Source organism: Salmonella sp. SAL04214 (assembly GCF_046550615.1).
Classification (GTDB): domain Bacteria; phylum Pseudomonadota; class Gammaproteobacteria; order Enterobacterales; family Enterobacteriaceae; genus Salmonella; species Salmonella enterica.
The window spans coordinates 69744-86383 of sequence record NZ_JBGDXT010000004.1 but is presented as its reverse complement, the minus strand read 5'-3'; the positions used below and the strand labels follow the sequence as shown (position 1 = coordinate 86383).

Below are 16640 nucleotides of genomic sequence, written 5' to 3'. Positions count from 1 at the left end.
CGCCATCGGCAATATGTCCGAACTGCCTGATGGCGCTACGTTTAACAGGCCTACGCAGGCCTGTTAATCAGAAGGGATCGGTGCCGTCAAGCACGGCCTGAATGACGTTGAGCGCGCCTTGATGGTTATTATCATCAGTGTGATAACGTGAAAGCGCTTTGATATTGTCTGCGGCATTGCCCATGGCAAAAGAGTAATGCGCCATTTTCAACATTTCCGCATCATTACCGCTGTCGCCAATGGCGACGACATTCTGTGGCGACCTGTTCCAGCGCTTTAACAGACGACTGATGCCATTCGCTTTATGCAGTCCCGGGATAATCAGGTCGATAAAACCGAAGCCGCTGGTGACGGGCTTCATGATGCCATCCAGAGATACATGCAGTTTGTCGATAACCAGCGGAATTTGTTCATCGGGCAAATTCAGGGAGAACTTAAACAGGATATCGTCAATGTCGTGATAATCATTTACCGGCTGCAGGCGATGATAATGTTTGGCCATCAGCGCCACGAAAGTCTCGGGAGCGTTTTTGCTGACATAAGCGCTTTTCAGACCGCAGGCGACGAAGTTAAGCTGCTTATCCTTCAGCAGTTCGCCAATCACAATCCGCGATTCATGCCGGGTTAGCTCCCCGTGAAACAACTGCTTGCCATGTTCATACACCAGCGCGCCATTTTCTGCGACAAAGGAAATTTCGTCTTTCAGCTCGGGGAAGAAGGAGATCAACTGGTAGTACTGATTACCGCTGGCGACCACAAATTCGATATTACGTTTTTTCAGTTCCTGGTATTGCGCCATGAAGCGTACACGATCGTACTGCTTGGCATCGTCGAGAAAAGTGCCGTCCATATCGGTAACGACAACGTTAACGGTCATACTTAAGCTCCTGGCTGTAACTGCGACCAGAAACATTTTAATAACAATGTGAGCAGAACCACAAATTTATTTCGAATGAAAAGTAGCTGAACGAAAGGAATAGCCGCATAAGACATTAAGGCGTCCTGGCCACCTTACGTTTTCCTCTCGCTTCCCTCTTTGTGCGCCCCTGCAATATTTTAAACTTGCATTAACCTTATTTTAACTTAAAGTATCACATGTAACTAATTTTACTTTCGAACGAAAGATGATGAGGTTGATATGACAACTCCTTTTACCCACGAAACGCTGCCCGCCGACCCAAAAGCGGCCATTCGTCAGATGAAGCAGGCGCTACGCGCGCAAATCGGCGACGTACAGGCGGTGTTCGACCGTTTGAGCGCCACCATAGCAGCCCGGGTGGCGGAAATTAACGATCTGAAGGCGCAGGGACAGCCGGTATGGCCAATTATCCCTTTTAGCGAACTGGCGATGGGCAACATTAGCGATGCCACCCGCGCCGAGGTTAAGCGCCGCGGGTGCGCGGTGATTAAAGGTCATTTTCCACGCGAACAGGCGCTGGCATGGGACCAGTCGATGCTCGACTATCTGGACAAGAACCATTTTGACGAGGTGTATAAAGGACCGGGGGATAATTTTTTCGGTACGCTGAGCGCCTCCCGGCCTGAAATCTATCCTGTCTACTGGTCGCAGGCGCAAATGCAGGCCCGCCAAAGTGAAGAGATGGCGCTGGCGCAGTCGTTCCTCAACCGTCTGTGGCAGGTAGAGCACGACGGCAAGCGATGGTTTAATCCGGAGATCAGCATCATTTACCCGGATCGCATCCGTCGCCGCCCGCCGGGCACCACATCCAAAGGACTGGGAGCGCATACCGACTCCGGCGCGCTGGAACGCTGGCTGCTGCCAGCCTATCAGCAGGTATTCGCCAGCGTGTTTAACGGCAACGTCGAGCAGTACGATCCGTGGAATGCGGCGCACCGTACCGAAGTTGAAGAGTATACGGTGGATAACACCACCAAATGCTCGGTATTTCGCACCTTCCAGGGCTGGACCGCGCTCTCCGATATGCTGCCCGGTCAGGGGTTGCTTCATGTCGTCCCTATCCCGGAGGCGATGGCGTATATTCTGCTGCGCCCGCTGCTGGATGATGTCCCGGAAGATGAATTATGCGGCGTCGCGCCGGGCCGGGTGCTACCGATTTCTGAACAGTGGCATCCTTTACTGATGGCGGCGTTAACCAGCATTCCGCCACTGGAAGCCGGGGATTCCGTGTGGTGGCATTGCGATGTCATCCACTCCGTCGCCCCCGTAGAAAATCAGCAGGGCTGGGGCAATGTGATGTACATTCCTGCCGCGCCAATGTGTGAGAAAAACCTGGCCTATGCGCGTAAGGTGAAAGCGGCGCTGGAGACAGGCGCATCACCGGGCGATTTCCCGCGCGAGGACTATGAAACCACCTGGGAAGGGCGCTTCACGCTGCGCGATCTGAATATTCACGGCAAGCGGGCATTAGGTATGGACATTTGACGGTCGTACCGCCCTGCCCGCTTAACTGCGGTGTGCCCTTTGTCTGGGCGCACCCGTCTTACCGGACCTACGCGCCAGGATACGTAGGCCCAGTAAACACAACGCCACCGGGCGTCAGTGTTTAGCTTTCAATCCCTTTACTACGCAAATAATCGTCGTAGCTGCCGCTGAAGTCCACCACGCGCTCCGGCGTAATTTCATGAACTGAAAAAGCGCGGCATTGAGTTCGTTGTCACCAGCGGTAATCAGTATTACCAGCTTATTTCGCTCTTTCCTGAGCTAAAGGATGAGATCTCTTTTGTCGCGGAAAACGGCGCACTGGTTTACGAACATGGCAAGCAACTGTTCCACGGCGAACTGACCTGACATGAATCGCGGATTGTTATTGGCGAGTTGCTGAAAGATAAGCAACTTAATTTTGTCGCCTGCGGTCTGCAAAGTGCATATGTCAGCGAAAATGCGCCAGAAGCATTCGTTACCCTGATGGCAAAACACTACCATCGCCTGAAACCTGTAAAAGATTATCAGGAGATTGATGACGTACTGTTCAAGTTTTCGCTCAACCTACCGGATGAACAAATCCCGTTAGTGATCGACAAACTACACGTTACGCTCGATGGCATTATGAAGCCCGTCACAAGTGGTTTTGGCTTTATCGATCTGATTATTCCCGGCCTGCATAAAGCAAACGGTATTTCGCGGTTACTGAAACGCAGGGATCTGTCGCCACAAAATATGGTAGCGATTGGCGACAGCGGCAATGACGCAGAGATGCTTAAAATGGCGCGTTATTCCTTTGCGATGGACAATGCCGCAGAAAACATTAAACAAATCGCCCGTTACGCTACCGATAATAATAAGCATGAAGGCGCACTGAATGTGATTCAGGCGGTGCTGGAAAATAAGGTGCCGTTTACACTTTAACGAGAGTCGGGGCAATTGCCCCGATTTCTCAATGAGCATTACACTCATCTTCTTCAATCAGTTCAACCACTAATGTGGTTCCAGGCCCCTGTAAGTAATATTCATCGTCAAGGGGATCGCGCAGTTTCATAAATGTCGTTTTACCGACTTGCATGGTATGCCCGGCAGCCATTTCTGCTCCACTTTCAAGCAGGTAACGCAGAACATTATTGAAAATATCAGAATATTTTTGCCCTTCGTGATGGCCTTGTGCGTGTGCTGCGAAATCTGGTAGCCCAAAGCAATCAGCACCATAGGTACGCATCCATACGCCTTCGATATCCTCAACTTCATATTTCACAAATCCACAAAATAGAGAGGTCAGCGGGAAACCTTCACGCAACATCTCCAGACTATGCTTACCCAACTCCTGAGATTTAAATACCCCCGCAGGTAATGAAGTGTGAGCCGATTCATTTAATACAGCGACAGCCCCCATGTTACTTAATGCACCTGCAACCACAGCCAACGCAACATATTGCTCTAAAGGTGAAGTATCATACCCCTTATAATATAAAATAATATTTGCACTGGTTGCCCGTACTTGCTCTTTTACTTCCTGGGGATAATGAGCTGGCGCGACGCATTGTTCGATTGATTCCTGAGGGTAAGGCGTTTTAAATCCAACCATCGATATTACATGCTTACCCCATCCTGCTAAACCAAAAAAATCCAGTTCAGGGACAAGTTCACACGTTGCCTGTTTCATACTGGAATGATAATTACGCAACAAGCGGGTGAGTTCTTTTGAATTATTTTCCGGGAGAGTATCAAATACAACAACTAAACTTAGTGGGTTATCAATTTCAGCATTCGCTACTAAAACACCTTGTATATTAGATGAGTTTTTTTCTTTACGGCCAAAAAAGCGTTCCAAAATGCTCATATTCATTCCTTTTGTTGAACAATAAAGGAATATAAAATAGCACTTGAATTCTTATAAAGAAAATAACATTACAATATGTTTACCACAAAATATATTCGCAATTTTTATGATAGTTCCTCTTCTTTCATTTAATTTTAAAATAGAATATTAAGAGCCTATCCCACCAGGCGTTATTGGCGCAGCCAGTTTGGACACGGACAGCGCGCAAAAACCGGAGCGTACACGTAGTACGTGAGGATTTTGAGCACTGCCCAGGTCCAAAATGGCAAGTAAAATAGCCCTAATGGGATAGGCTCTAAGAGTATATATAATTTTCACATTGCATTCGGAAAAAATAAAAATTACCTTGTTAACATTCTGTAACCCCGACACTATCGGGGTTACAGACAATAACTTACTCGATCCCTTTACTACGCAAATAATCGTCGTAGTTGCCGCTGAAGTCCACCACGCGCTCCGGCGTAATTTCAATGACGCGGGTTGCCAGCGAGCTGACGAACTCACGGTCGTGCGAAACAAAGATCAGCGTGCCCTGATACAGCTCCAGCGCCATATTCAGCGATTCGATCGACTCCATATCCAGGTGGTTAGTCGGTTCGTCCATGATCAGGATATTCGGCTTTTGCATCATCAGTTTGCCGAACAGCATACGGCCCTTCTCGCCACCGGAGAGGACTTTCGCAGGCTTTTTGATATCATCCTGGCTAAATAGCAGGCGGCCCAGAATACTGCGCACTGCCTGCTCGTCGTCGCCTTCCTGCTTCCACTGACTCATCCATTCAAACACCGTCAGGTCATTTTCGAATTCATATTCGTGGTCCTGCGCGTAGTAACCAATACGCGCGTTTTCCGACCATTTAACGGTGCCGTGATCGGCGTCCAGATCGCCAACCAGCGTCTTCAGCAGCGTAGATTTACCCACGCCATTGGTGCCGAGTACCGCCAGCTTCTCGCCGACTTCGAGCAGCAAATTGACATTTTTAAACAGCGGACCGTTATCAAAACCTTTCGTCAACGCTTCCACTTCCAGAGCGTTACGGAACAGTTTTTTATCCTGCTCAAAACGGATGAACGGGTTCTGACGGCTGGAGGCTTTCACCTCTTCCAGCTTGATTTTATCAATCTGCCGCGCGCGCGACGTTGCCTGACGCGATTTAGAGGCATTGGCGCTAAAACGGCTAACAAAAGATTGCAGCTCGGCAATTTGCGCTTTTTTCTTCGCATTATCGGCCAACAGACGTTCACGCGCCTGGGTCGCCGCCGTCATATACTCATCATAGTTACCCGGATAGACGCGCAAGTCGCCGTAATCCAGATCCGCCATATGCGTACAAACCATGTTCAGGAAGTGACGGTCGTGCGAAATGATGATCATCGTGCTATCGCGCTCGTTCAGCACCTGCTCCAGCCAACGGATAGTATCAATATCCAGGTTGTTGGTCGGTTCGTCGAGCAACAGGATGTCCGGATTAGAGAATAACGCCTGCGCCAGCAGCACACGCAATTTCCAGCCTGGCGCGACTTCACTCATCAGACCGTAATGCTGCTCCAGCGGGATACCCACCCCCAACAGCAGTTCGCCCGCGCGCGCCTCAGCGGAATAACCGTCCATCTCGCCGTATTTTACTTCCAGATCGGCGACTTTATAGCCGTCTTCTTCGCTCATTTCCGGCAAGGCGTAGATACGGTCGCGCTCCTGCTTGACTTCCCACAGTTCGCCATGCCCCATAATGACAGTATCAAGTACGGTGAATGTTTCAAAAGCGAACTGGTCCTGACGCAGCTTACCGATGCGCTCATTCGGATCGAGGGAAACATTGCCCAGCGTCGGCTCCAGGTCGCCGCCGAGGATTTTCATAAAAGTGGACTTTCCGCTACCGTTGGCGCCGATCAGGCCGTAACGGTTGCCGCCGCCAAATTTGACGGAAATGTTTTCGAACAGCGGCTTACTGCCGAACTGCATGGTAACGTTGCTGGAAACTAACACAGGCTTATCCTGAAAAAAGATGTGACAAACCGCTTATTATGCCACAAGTCTGAAATAAGATCGCGCCCTGTACAAAGGGCTACACTGAACCGTAAGGGAAAAAAACGTGATTTCGTACACATCTGAATTCCCTGTTTACTGGAATGCACCTATAATGCGCTCCCAACATGACAGAATTCTCAACCTACTAGCCTGCTTGGCACAGAATCTCGCATAACATGAATATGAAATTAACAACGCTTTTCGCGGCGGCTTTCGCTGTAGTTGGTTTTTGTAAAACAGCCTCAGCAGTCACTTACCCGCTGCCTACCGATGGTAGCCGTTTAATTGGGCAAAATCAGGTCATCACCGTTCCGGAGGGCAATACCCAGCCGCTGGAGTATTTTGCCGCGGAGTATCAGATGGGGCTCTCCAACATGCTGGAAGCCAACCCGGGCGTGGATACCTTCCTGCCGAAGGGCGGTACCGTGCTGAATATTCCGCAGCAGCTGATCCTGCCGGATACCGTACACGAAGGCATTATCATCAATAGCGCGGAAATGCGCCTCTATTACTACCCGAAAGGCACAAACACCGTTATCGTCCTGCCGATTGGGATCGGTCAGTTAGGTAAAGACACGCCTATCAACTGGACGACCAAAGTTGAACGTAAAAAAGCCGGTCCGACCTGGACGCCTACGGCAAAAATGCACGCTGAATATCGCGCCGCCGGCGAGCCGCTGCCTGCCGTCGTGCCTGCGGGCCCGGATAACCCGATGGGCCTGTACGCGCTGTACATTGGTCGCCTGTATGCTATTCACGGCACCAACGCCAACTTCGGCATCGGGCTTCGTGTGAGCCACGGCTGCGTGCGTCTGCGCAACGACGATATCAAATTCCTGTTTGAAAATGTGCCGGTCGGTACCCGCGTGCAGTTTATCGATGAACCGGTAAAAGCCACCACCGAGCCGGACGGTAGCCGTTACATTGAGGTGCATAACCCGCTGTCAACGACGGAAGCGCAGTTTGAAGGTAAGGAAGCGGTGCCGATCACGCTTAATAAGAGTATCCTGGCCGTCACCAACGAGCCTGACGTTGATCAGACCGTCGTACAACAGGCAGTTCAGGATCGTTCCGGGATGCCGGTTCGTCTGAACTGACAGACTCTGCCTGCGAAGCCCGATAGATACTATCGGGCTTCTCTTACGGCATCAGTTGCAATAATCCATATCCCACCAGCGCCGCCCATGCCAGCATCGGCAGCGAATAGAAATGAAATCGCCACCAGATTCGGCGATCGTTCGCCATCCGTAAAGCAATAAGATTTGCCAGCGACCCCGGCAGCAGACCAAACCCGCCGATATTCACCGCCCACGCCAGCAGCGTCGAGGCCGGTACATAGTTCAGCAGGAGAATGGTACTGGGCACATTACTGATAACCTGCGACAGGCCGATAGCGGTTAGCCAAAGTCCCAGGTGAGACAGTGCGCCAACCTGGTTGAAAACACCCTGCAACGCCGGCAATTGCGTTAGCAGATGGACATCAATAAACATCGCCATAAATACCAGCAGCAGCGTCCAGTCCACGCTGACTATCACCCTGCGCGCCAGCACAATAAACCCAGCCGCCACCAACACCAGTCCCCATAACTCTTGCCTGAGCTCCAGCGCGGTAAGAAAAACGACATATAATGCCAGGCAACTCCACACCAGACGAGGCTGCCACTGCGGCGAACGCGTACCGGTATGATACTGTAACGCCCTACCCGGAAAACAAAACCAGCACAGGAGCAGTAACGTCAGCATCATCATGACGGCAAGCGGCGCCATTTGCCCGCTAAATTCAGCAAAGCTTAAGCCGGAGCGTCCCCACAACAGAATATTTTGCGGATTACCGACAGGCGTCAGCAGCGAACCGGCGTTCACCGCCAACGCTTCAAAAATAATCAATCGGTTGACCGGAATCGCGCACAGTTTTTTTAACGTTATCGTCAGCGGCACAACGATAAACAGCGCGACATCGTTTGTCAGAAAGGTCGACAGCGCCGCCGCAGCCAGCACCAGGAACATCGCCAGTTGCCGCTCGGTATGAAATCGGCGCGTCATCTTGCGTCCCAGCACATCAAAATAGCCGCTCAGCTCAACGCCTTTAGTGAGCAACATTAACCCACTGAGGGTAATAATGGTGTGCCAGTCAATCGCGCCAGGCCAGGCGTGAGGCGCAAAAGGAACAAACAGGCTTAACGCCATCCCCACAATGATCAACAACTGAAAAAAACGGTCACGCCGCAGCGCCCGTAAAAAGGCCAGATTCATTCTGCAGATGTTCCATGCTGTTGCGTGAAGGCCAAAAAGGCATCCAATGTCTCCTGGCTGACATGGTGTTCCATCCCTTCCGCATCACGACGCGCGATCTCCGGGCTTACGCCTAACACCAGTAAAAAATTTTCGACAATTTGATGCCGCTCGCGGCTTTCCTGCGCCAGCTTCTCCCCTTCCGGCGTCAGAAAAACGCCGCGCCAGGGGATCATTTGAATAAATCCTAACGATGCCAGGCGCTTAAGCATTTTGGCCACAGTTGGCTGGGAGACGCCGAGCCGCGCCGCCATATCCACCTGACGCGCTTCCCCTACCTCAATAATTAAATCGGAAATCAGCTCAACGTAGTCGTCTATCAACTCACGGCGATGCGCCTCTCTGACCTGACGAAATCCTTCAACGTGTTCTTCTACGTTCACCAATTGCGTCACTTTTTTTGTTGTTGGCGTACCTGCGCGACGACCCATTTTGCTTCCTCGTTTCTGTGACGCGTTAACGCGTCAGCTGACAGAGCGCTCATTGTAAACCAGAGTTGTCCGGGCACAAAAAATTAACGTTTTAGCAATAGCTATAAAACATAGCCTGTGCTATATCTGTATGTAATGCAGACATCCCTCACGGATCGATGGGATAGAAACATCAGGAGGTTTATATGAACGAATTTAAGAGGTGTATACGCGTGTTCAGTCACTCTCCCTTTAAAGTCCGGTTAATGCTGCTCTCTATGTTGTGCGATATGATCAACGGCAAACCGGAGCAGGATAACCCTTCCACGAAATAACGCGGCGGTGCGGTACGCCGCTTTATTTTGCATCATCAACGGAAATGGCGCCCATTCCCCCTGTTTTTTTGTGGTTTTGCTATTCTCTTCGCAAAACATTTTCTTTCCGGCGGTTGACCTTCTTACCCGCACGCTCTATCTTCTGGCAGCCCTGAATATTTTGCGACTCGCCGTTGCGAACCCAATACCTTTTTTACGCATAATCAGGCAGGTAATGACCCTTCGCGCCAGGGTTAGCACATGGCGTTTTTGCAATAGTGGCATATGAATTCAACCCTTATCGATTCACTTCTGGCCCGTCGTCGGGCTGTAAGCCCATGGGCGGGCCTCTACTTTTTACAGTCGCTGCTGATTAACCTCGCGCTCGGCTACCCCTTTAGCCTGCTTTATACCGCGGCGTTTACCTGCCTGCTGCTGCTGCTCTGGCGCTACCTGCCCCGCGGACAAAAAGCGCTGCTCGGCATCTGTTCGCTGGTAGCTGCTTGCTATTTTCCCTTTGGCCAGGCTTACGGGGCGCCGAACTTTAATACGCTGCTGGCGCTGCACTCCACCAATATGGAAGAGTCGAGTGAAATCCTGACCATCTTCCCGTGGTATAGCTACCTGACCGGACTTTTTATTTTTGCGCTGGGTATTATTGCGCTTCGCCGCCGAAAAGAAGAGGTCAGGCCGCGCTGGAATAGCCTCGACAGCCTGTGCCTGCTGATTAGCGTCGCGGCATTTTTCGTCGCGCCGGTACAAAATCTGGCGTGGGGCGGCGTTTTTAAGGTTATTGATACTGGCTATCCGGTTTTTCGCTTCGCTAAAGACGTTATCGTCAATAACAACGAAGTCATTGAAGAGCAGCATCGTATGGCGCAGCTATCCGGCATAAAAGATAGCTGGACGGTTACTGCGGTGAAACCCAGATATCACATCTATGTCGTGGTGATAGGTGAAAGCGCGCGACGGGATGCCATGGGCGCTTTCGGCGGCCACTGGGATAATACCCCCTTCGCCAGCCATGTGAATGGCGACTTCTTTATGGATTACATCGCCGCCAGCGGCTCAACGCAAAAATCGCTCGGTTTAACGCTCAATCGCGTGGTGGATAACAAACCGCAGTATCAGGATAACTTCGTCACGCTGGCTAACCGCGCCGGTTTTCAGACATGGTGGTTTTCCAATCAGGGGCAAATCGGCGAATACGACACGGCCATCGCCAGTATCGCCAAACGCGCCGATGAAGCGCATTTCCTGAAAAACGGCGATTTTGAAGCGGATAAAAATACTCGCGACGACGCGCTGTTAACCATGACGGCACAGGTATTGGCGACAGAACGCACGCAACCGCAGTTGATTGTGTTGCATTTAATGGGATCGCATCCCCAGGCCTGCGACCGTACTCAGGGAAAATACGCGACGTTTGTCCAGTCGAAAGAGACGTCTTGTTATTTATACACCATGACGCAAACCGACGATTTGCTCCGTCAGCTCTATACTCAGCTTCGTCATAGCGGCGACAGCTTTTCGCTCGTCTATTTCTCCGATCACGGGCTGGCGTTTAAAGAGCGCGGCAAAGCGGTACAGTACCTGGCGCATGACGACAAATTCCAGCAAAACTTCCAGGTGCCGTTTATGGTGCTATCCAGCGACAGTAAAGCGCATCGGATCATTAAAGCTCGCCGTTCTGCGAACGATTTCCTGAGTTTTTTCTCGCAATGGACAGGAATTAGCGCTAAAGAGATCAAAAATCGCTATCGATTTATTTCGGAACAGAAAGCCGGGCCCGTTTATATCACCAATTTCAAATTACAGAAAGTGGACTATAACCATCTGGGCAGCGATATTTTTTCACTAAAATAATGCACGTTTCAGGCAAAAAAAAATCCGCCCCGAAAGGCGGATTTTTCATTTTCACCGACGTGATTAGAAGCGGTAACCTACGCCAGCAATCCAGGTGCCAACGTCAACGCTACGAATACGGCTCTGCTCGTAAGAGAAGTCCAGAGCAACATTTTCCATCGGGTTGAATTGCAGACCAGCGCCATAGGAGAAGCCATAATCGCTGGTGTCATGTTTGTAGGTTGGGTAATCGGTCGTCTGGAATTTACCGTAACCCACACCGACTACACCGTAGATGCTCGCCCAATCGTTCAGACGGTAAGCCGGGCCGGCAGTGATGCCGTAGTACTGACCTTTGTTGTAATCGCCCGCACCGTTAGTACGATCTTTTTCGGTGTAGGTGAAGGAACCGATTACGCCCAGCGGGTTGTCGTCCTGCTCATAACGATACTTCAGGTTAAAACCGCTCATTTTATTCGCTACGCCCTGCGCGTCGCTCTGAGCGTAACCACCGGTAACGGTAGAAGTAGCAGCTACTGCAGTACCTGCGGAAAAAGCCAGAACAGCGGCCAGTGCTGAAAGACATGCAATTTTTTTCATAACCACCTCAAATGTGCTTCAAGTAAGTCCTAAGTTTTAAATATATCAAAAATTAATGGGAAACTCTTTGCGATTCACGGTGTCTAAGGGCGCCTTTCATGTAACAGAACGTTTCCATATCGCGCTATCTTATTCAATTAACATCACTTTTCCGGCTGATTGCACCAATAATGCGCGTGCGGCGCGATACATTCATCCAGATTATTCCTAAACTAACAGTCTATTTATCCATCAATTTAAGTTCATTTTATGGAATCCTGGAAATTTTTTTTCAACGAATCCTCAACCGCCGCGGGGAATTTCCATTACACTGCCACCTTTACTCGTACTGACATTTTTTGACAGGAGAAAGGATGCCGGGGTCAACACGTAAACTACCAGTCTGGTTGCCCATTTTGGTTTTGCTCATTGCCATGTCCTCTATTCAGAGTGGCGCTTCACTGGCGAAATCGTTATTTCCTCTTGTCGGCGCGCCGGGCGTAACGGCGCTTCGTCTGGCGTTGGGAACGCTTATCCTTATCGCCTTTTTCAAACCCTGGCGTTTGCGTTTTGCCAAAGAGCAGCGGCTGCCTTTACTGTTTTATGGTCTGTCGCTGGGCGGGATGAACTATCTATTCTATCTGTCGATTCAGACGGTGCCGTTGGGTATTGCGGTCGCGCTGGAATTTACCGGTCCTCTGGCGGTCGCGCTGTTTTCATCCCGGCGGCCGGTAGATTTTATTTGGGTCGTACTGGCTGTGCTTGGGCTCTGGTTCCTGCTGCCATTAGGGCAAGATATGTCTCACGTCGATCTTACCGGGGCCGCGTTAGCGCTCGGCGCTGGCGCCTGTTGGGCTGTCTATATTCTTACCGGCCAGCGAGCAGGCGCGGAACATGGTCCGGCCACGGTGGCGGTAGGCTCGCTGATTGCCGCCATCATTTTCGTGCCGATTGGCGCAGTTCAGGCTGGCGACGCGCTATGGCACTGGTCGATTCTTCCCTTAGGGTTAGCGGTCGCTGTGCTTTCTACGGCGCTGCCTTATTCACTGGAAATGATTGCGCTGACGCGCCTGCCAACCCGCACCTTCGGTACGCTGATGAGCATGGAACCCGCGCTGGCCGCCGTTTCCGGGATGATTTTTCTGGGCGAAACGCTTACGGGCATACAAATCATGGCCCTGTGCGCCATCATTGCCGCTTCAATGGGATCTACCCTAACGATTCGCCGCGAACCGCAAATTAAACAAGTTGACGTAAAATAGTTTCTTATTCTGCATGATGTGCATAATCATGCAGAATATCACCTCGTTATTCACCTTTTATTATTGCGCTATTACTTCGTCATTTTTTGTCATATTTTTTCTCATTTTTTACATTAAAATGAGAATTATTACCCACCCAACAGCAAACTCGTCTAACTAATTGATTTTTAATCATAATAAATATTAAATCTTGTCTGTACTATTAAAGTGATAGGTAAATTCAAAAAAGCAAAGTTAAAAACCGGTGCTATACTTATTTTCGTTAATTACCTGGGACACAAACATCAAGAGGATATGAGATTATGAGTACCGCTAAACTGGTAAAAACAAAAGCGTCTAATCTGCTTTATACCCGTAACGATGTATCAGAGAGCGATAAAAAAGCGACGGTTGAGTTGCTTAATCGTCAGGTGATCCAGTTCATTGACCTGTCGCTGATCACGAAACAGGCCCACTGGAACATGCGCGGTGCTAACTTTATTGCCGTTCATGAGATGCTGGATGGCTTCCGTACCGCACTGACCGATCATCTGGATACTATGGCCGAGCGCGCCGTACAGCTTGGCGGTGTGGCGTTAGGCACCACGCAAGTTATCAACAGCAAAACACCGCTGAAAAGCTATCCGCTCGACATCCATAACGTGCAGGATCACTTAAAAGAACTGGCCGATCGCTACGCTGTTGTCGCTAATGATGTTCGCAAAGCTATCGGTGAAGCCAAAGATGAAGACACTGCCGATATCTTTACCGCCGCATCACGCGACCTCGATAAATTCCTGTGGTTTATCGAATCCAACATCGAATAAATCTATCTCTACCCTGAATACTTCGAGTTGCAGGAAGGTACAAACGCAGCGAATCCGCAGAAGCCTGACTTCCGTCGGTCACTGAAGCGAACGCACCTGCAACTTGATGTACACAGGTATATAAGTCATCCCTATACCCCTGCCTGGCACAGGGGTTTTGCACTTAAATAGTGCACACGTCTTGTACTCCCCTCCGACAAAAGTGAATTATTTGTAATAATTACATCACACAATCGTTAATTAAAGATTGTTTTAACAACGATTTTTACGCTAAATAGACCCTGTATCTCTACTTTGTTATTCATGCACTAAATCAGTGCCCCAAAACGGTGCGGCATACTGGTTTTGCCCGACTTATTGTGCACAGGAATGATTGACGCTTCTGTTAAAACAATGAGTTACATAATTGGCATGATTTTTTCATTACGCTACATGTTCTCGCAGGGGATCGCCCCGTGGATAGAAAAGGAAATGCTATGAAGTCTCTATTAAAAGTTTCACTGGCTGCACTTACCCTGGCTTTTGCGGTGTCTTCGCACGCTGCGGATAAGAAACTCGTGGTGGCAACCGATACGGCGTTCGTTCCGTTTGAATTTAAACAGGGCGACAAATACGTCGGTTTTGATGTTGATCTGTGGGACGCTATCGCGAAAGAACTGAAGCTGGACTACACCCTGAAACCGATGGATTTCAGCGGCATTATTCCGGCATTACAAACCAAAAATATCGATCTGGCGCTGGCGGGTATTACGATTACGGACGAGCGTAAAAAAGCGATCGACTTTTCCGATGGCTATTACAAAAGCGGTCTGCTCGTGATGGTTAAAGCCAACAATAACGATATTAAAAGCGTTAAAGACCTCGATGGCAAAGTCGTTGCCGTGAAGAGCGGAACCGGGTCGGTGGATTACGCGAAAGCGAATATCAAAACCAAAGACCTGCGTCAGTTCCCGAACATTGATAACGCGTACATGGAATTAGGCACCAACCGCGCAGACGCTGTTCTGCACGATACGCCGAACATCCTGTACTTTATCAAAACCGCAGGCAACGGCCAGTTCAAGGCGGTAGGCGAATCGCTGGAAGCACAGCAATACGGAGTTGCCTTCCCGAAAGGCAGCGATGAACTGCGCGAGAAAGTCAACGGCGCGCTGAAAACGCTGCGTGAGAATGGCACCTATAACGAAATCTACAAAAAATGGTTCGGTACAGAACCTAAATAAAACAACCTGATGTTGGCTTGTGGCCCGGTAGTGAGGACGCTCACCGGGCCTACAGCTCTTTTCCGTGACGGATAAGACACTTTCACGCCATTTCCGCGCCGGATAGAGCATTTGACTATTTACACCACGGTAACAGGAACGACATATGCAGTTTGACTGGAGCGCCATCTGGCCCGCCATTCCGCTTTTGCTTGAGGGCGCTAAAATGACCCTGTGGATCTCGGTCCTCGGTCTGGCTGGCGGCCTGGTTATTGGACTGGCGGCAGGTTTTGCCCGTACGTTTGGCGGCTGGTTCGCCAACCACATCGCCCTGGTTTTCATTGAAATTATTCGCGGCACGCCCATCGTTGTCCAGGTCATGTTTATCTACTTTGCCCTGCCGATGGCATTTAATGATTTGCGTATTGATCCGTTCAGCGCAGCGGTCGTGACAATTATGATTAACTCCGGCGCTTATATCGCGGAAATTACTCGTGGCGCAGTACTATCCATTCACAAAGGTTTTCGCGAAGCGGGTCTGGCGCTGGGCCTTTCTCGCCGGGAAACCATCCGCCATGTTATTTTACCGCTTGCTCTGCGCCGTATGCTGCCGCCGCTGGGCAACCAGTGGATCATTAGCATCAAAGACACCTCGTTGTTTATTGTTATCGGCGTAGCCGAGCTGACCCGTCAGGGCCAGGAAATTATTGCCGGTAACTTTCGCGCCCTGGAAATCTGGAGCGCCGTGGCCGTCTTCTATTTGATCATTACGCTGGTGCTGAGCTTTATTTTGCGTCGTCTTGAAAGAAGGATGAAAATCCTGTGATTGAATTTAAAAACGTCTCCAAGCACTTTGGCCCCACCCAGGTGCTACATAACATTGATTTAAACATCCGTCAGGGCGAAGTGGTTGTGATTATCGGCCCTTCCGGTTCGGGTAAATCCACGTTATTACGCTGTATCAATAAACTGGAAGAGATCACCTCCGGCGATCTGATTGTCGATGGTCTGAAAGTCAACGATCCTAAAGTAGACGAACGGCTGATTCGCCAGGAAGCCGGCATGGTGTTTCAACAGTTTTATCTGTTCCCGCATCTGACCGCGCTCGAAAACGTGATGTTCGGTCCTCTGCGCGTGCGCGGCGTAAAGAAAGAAGAAGCGGAAAAACAGGCGAAAGCACTATTAGCGAAAGTTGGACTGGCGGAACGGGCGCACCACTACCCCTCCGAGCTTTCCGGCGGTCAACAACAGCGCGTCGCCATTGCCCGAGCGCTGGCAGTGAAGCCGAAAATGATGCTCTTTGACGAGCCAACCTCCGCTCTGGACCCTGAACTGCGCCATGAAGTGCTGAAAGTCATGCAGGATCTCGCGGAAGAAGGCATGACCATGGTCATTGTCACTCACGAAATCGGCTTTGCCGAAAAAGTCGCCTCACGGCTGATTTTCATCGATAAAGGCCGTATTGCCGAAGATGGCAGTCCGCAGGCGTTGATCGAAAATCCGCCAAGCCCACGTTTACAGGAATTTTTACAGCACGTCTCCTGAGATATCGCCCTTCCTGCCCTGCGGCAGGGAGGGCATCATGGAATAGTCCCATTTCATTTTCCCTCCCCTGCGCCATCTATACTTAGTGTTTTGCGTCTCTTTT

Annotated in this window: 15 protein-coding genes and 2 pseudogenes; 10 read left to right on the top strand and 7 right to left on the bottom strand. The window is 50.3% G+C overall.

Going from position 1 to position 16640, the window contains the following annotated elements; translation table 11 throughout:
* Positions 1 to 67 precede the first annotated feature (67 nt).
* Entirely contained in the window at positions 68 to 877 is an 810-nt protein-coding gene (locus ACLJQD_RS08625; protein WP_000217910.1) for a Cof-type HAD-IIB family hydrolase, read from the bottom strand.
* Between the two features lie 261 nt (positions 878 to 1138).
* Between ACLJQD_RS08625 and ACLJQD_RS08620 the strand changes: the two genes are divergently transcribed.
* Positions 1139 to 2404 (top strand): DUF1479 domain-containing protein, encoded by a 1266-nt coding sequence (locus tag ACLJQD_RS08620; RefSeq protein ID WP_017441942.1) that lies wholly within the window; start codon positions 1139 to 1141, stop codon positions 2402 to 2404.
* Positions 2405 to 2525: 121 nt separating this feature from the next.
* Here ACLJQD_RS08620 and ACLJQD_RS08615 read toward each other — a convergent pair.
* Positions 2526 to 2618: pseudogene (locus tag ACLJQD_RS08615) on the bottom strand (hypothetical protein); the annotation flags it as partial.
* Between ACLJQD_RS08615 and ACLJQD_RS08610 the strand changes: the two are divergent.
* A pseudogene (locus tag ACLJQD_RS08610) lies at positions 2600 to 3328 on the top strand (Cof-type HAD-IIB family hydrolase); the annotation flags it as partial. The pseudogenes ACLJQD_RS08615 and ACLJQD_RS08610 overlap by 19 nt on opposite strands.
* Before the next feature lie 28 nt (positions 3329 to 3356).
* Here ACLJQD_RS08610 and ACLJQD_RS08605 read toward each other — a convergent pair.
* Both ACLJQD_RS08605 and ACLJQD_RS08600 read right to left on the bottom strand, forming a co-directional pair.
* Positions 3357 to 4100 carry a DUF4261 domain-containing protein gene (locus ACLJQD_RS08605; RefSeq protein ID WP_010988985.1) on the bottom strand — a complete coding sequence of 248 codons (744 nt, stop codon included), beginning with the start codon at positions 4098 to 4100 and terminating at the stop codon, positions 3357 to 3359.
* A gap of 547 nt (positions 4101 to 4647) precedes the next feature.
* Positions 4648 to 6240, bottom strand: a complete 1593-nt coding sequence (locus ACLJQD_RS08600; protein WP_000961479.1) for an ABC-F family ATPase — start codon at positions 6238 to 6240, stop codon at positions 4648 to 4650.
* Between the two features lie 218 nt (positions 6241 to 6458).
* On the opposite strand from ACLJQD_RS08600, the gene ldtB reads away from it, so the two are divergent.
* Positions 6459 to 7379 (top strand): L,D-transpeptidase, encoded by a 921-nt coding sequence (ldtB, locus tag ACLJQD_RS08595; RefSeq protein WP_001056404.1) that lies wholly within the window; start codon positions 6459 to 6461, stop codon positions 7377 to 7379.
* A gap of 43 nt (positions 7380 to 7422) precedes the next feature.
* On the opposite strand, the gene ACLJQD_RS08590 is transcribed toward ldtB, so the two are convergent.
* Together ACLJQD_RS08590 and mntR are read right to left on the bottom strand one after the other, a co-directional pair.
* Positions 7423 to 8535 (bottom strand): anion transporter, encoded by a 1113-nt coding sequence (locus ACLJQD_RS08590; RefSeq protein ID WP_017441940.1) that lies wholly within the window; start codon positions 8533 to 8535, stop codon positions 7423 to 7425.
* Positions 8532 to 9005, bottom strand: coding sequence for a manganese-binding transcriptional regulator MntR (gene mntR / locus ACLJQD_RS08585; RefSeq protein WP_000533542.1), 474 nt, complete (start codon positions 9003 to 9005; stop codon positions 8532 to 8534). Before mntR ends, ACLJQD_RS08590 begins: the two co-directional genes overlap by 4 nt.
* A 185-nt stretch (positions 9006 to 9190) precedes the next feature.
* On the opposite strand from mntR, the gene mntS reads away from it, so the two are divergent.
* Together mntS and ACLJQD_RS08575 are read left to right on the top strand one after the other, a co-directional pair.
* A complete protein-coding gene (gene mntS / locus ACLJQD_RS08580; protein WP_001001755.1) occupies positions 9191 to 9319 on the top strand; it encodes a manganase accumulation protein MntS in 129 nt (42 codons plus the stop codon).
* Between the two features lie 264 nt (positions 9320 to 9583).
* Complete coding sequence (locus tag ACLJQD_RS08575) at positions 9584 to 11164, top strand: phosphoethanolamine transferase (protein WP_001089327.1); 1581 nt, start codon at positions 9584 to 9586, stop codon at positions 11162 to 11164.
* A gap of 63 nt (positions 11165 to 11227) precedes the next feature.
* Here the strand turns inward: ACLJQD_RS08575 and ompX are convergent, their stop codons facing one another.
* The gene (gene ompX, locus ACLJQD_RS08570; RefSeq protein ID WP_000716763.1) at positions 11228 to 11743 is read right to left on the bottom strand and encodes an outer membrane protein OmpX; all 516 of its coding nucleotides are present in this window, start codon (positions 11741 to 11743) and stop codon (positions 11228 to 11230) included.
* Positions 11744 to 12096: 353 nt separating this feature from the next.
* On the opposite strand from ompX, the gene rhtA reads away from it, so the two are divergent.
* The 5 genes from rhtA (at position 12097) to glnQ (ending at position 16537) form a co-directional block, all read left to right on the top strand.
* Entirely contained in the window at positions 12097 to 12984 is an 888-nt protein-coding gene (gene rhtA, locus ACLJQD_RS08565) for a threonine/homoserine exporter RhtA (protein ID WP_001119555.1), read from the top strand.
* A gap of 302 nt (positions 12985 to 13286) precedes the next feature.
* Positions 13287 to 13790: a DNA starvation/stationary phase protection protein Dps gene (gene dps, locus ACLJQD_RS08560; protein WP_000100805.1), complete on the top strand. Its 504-nt coding sequence runs from the start codon at positions 13287 to 13289 to the stop codon at positions 13788 to 13790.
* Positions 13791 to 14266: 476 nt separating this feature from the next.
* Positions 14267 to 15013, top strand: coding sequence for a glutamine ABC transporter substrate-binding protein GlnH (gene glnH, locus ACLJQD_RS08555; RefSeq protein ID WP_000838671.1), 747 nt, complete (start codon positions 14267 to 14269; stop codon positions 15011 to 15013).
* A gap of 145 nt (positions 15014 to 15158) precedes the next feature.
* The gene (gene glnP, locus ACLJQD_RS08550) at positions 15159 to 15818 is read left to right on the top strand and encodes a glutamine ABC transporter permease GlnP (protein ID WP_001159076.1); all 660 of its coding nucleotides are present in this window, start codon (positions 15159 to 15161) and stop codon (positions 15816 to 15818) included.
* Positions 15815 to 16537: a glutamine ABC transporter ATP-binding protein GlnQ gene (gene glnQ, locus ACLJQD_RS08545; protein WP_000569093.1), complete on the top strand. Its 723-nt coding sequence runs from the start codon at positions 15815 to 15817 to the stop codon at positions 16535 to 16537. Before glnP ends, glnQ begins: the two co-directional genes overlap by 4 nt.
* Positions 16538 to 16640: the final 103 nt, after the last annotated feature.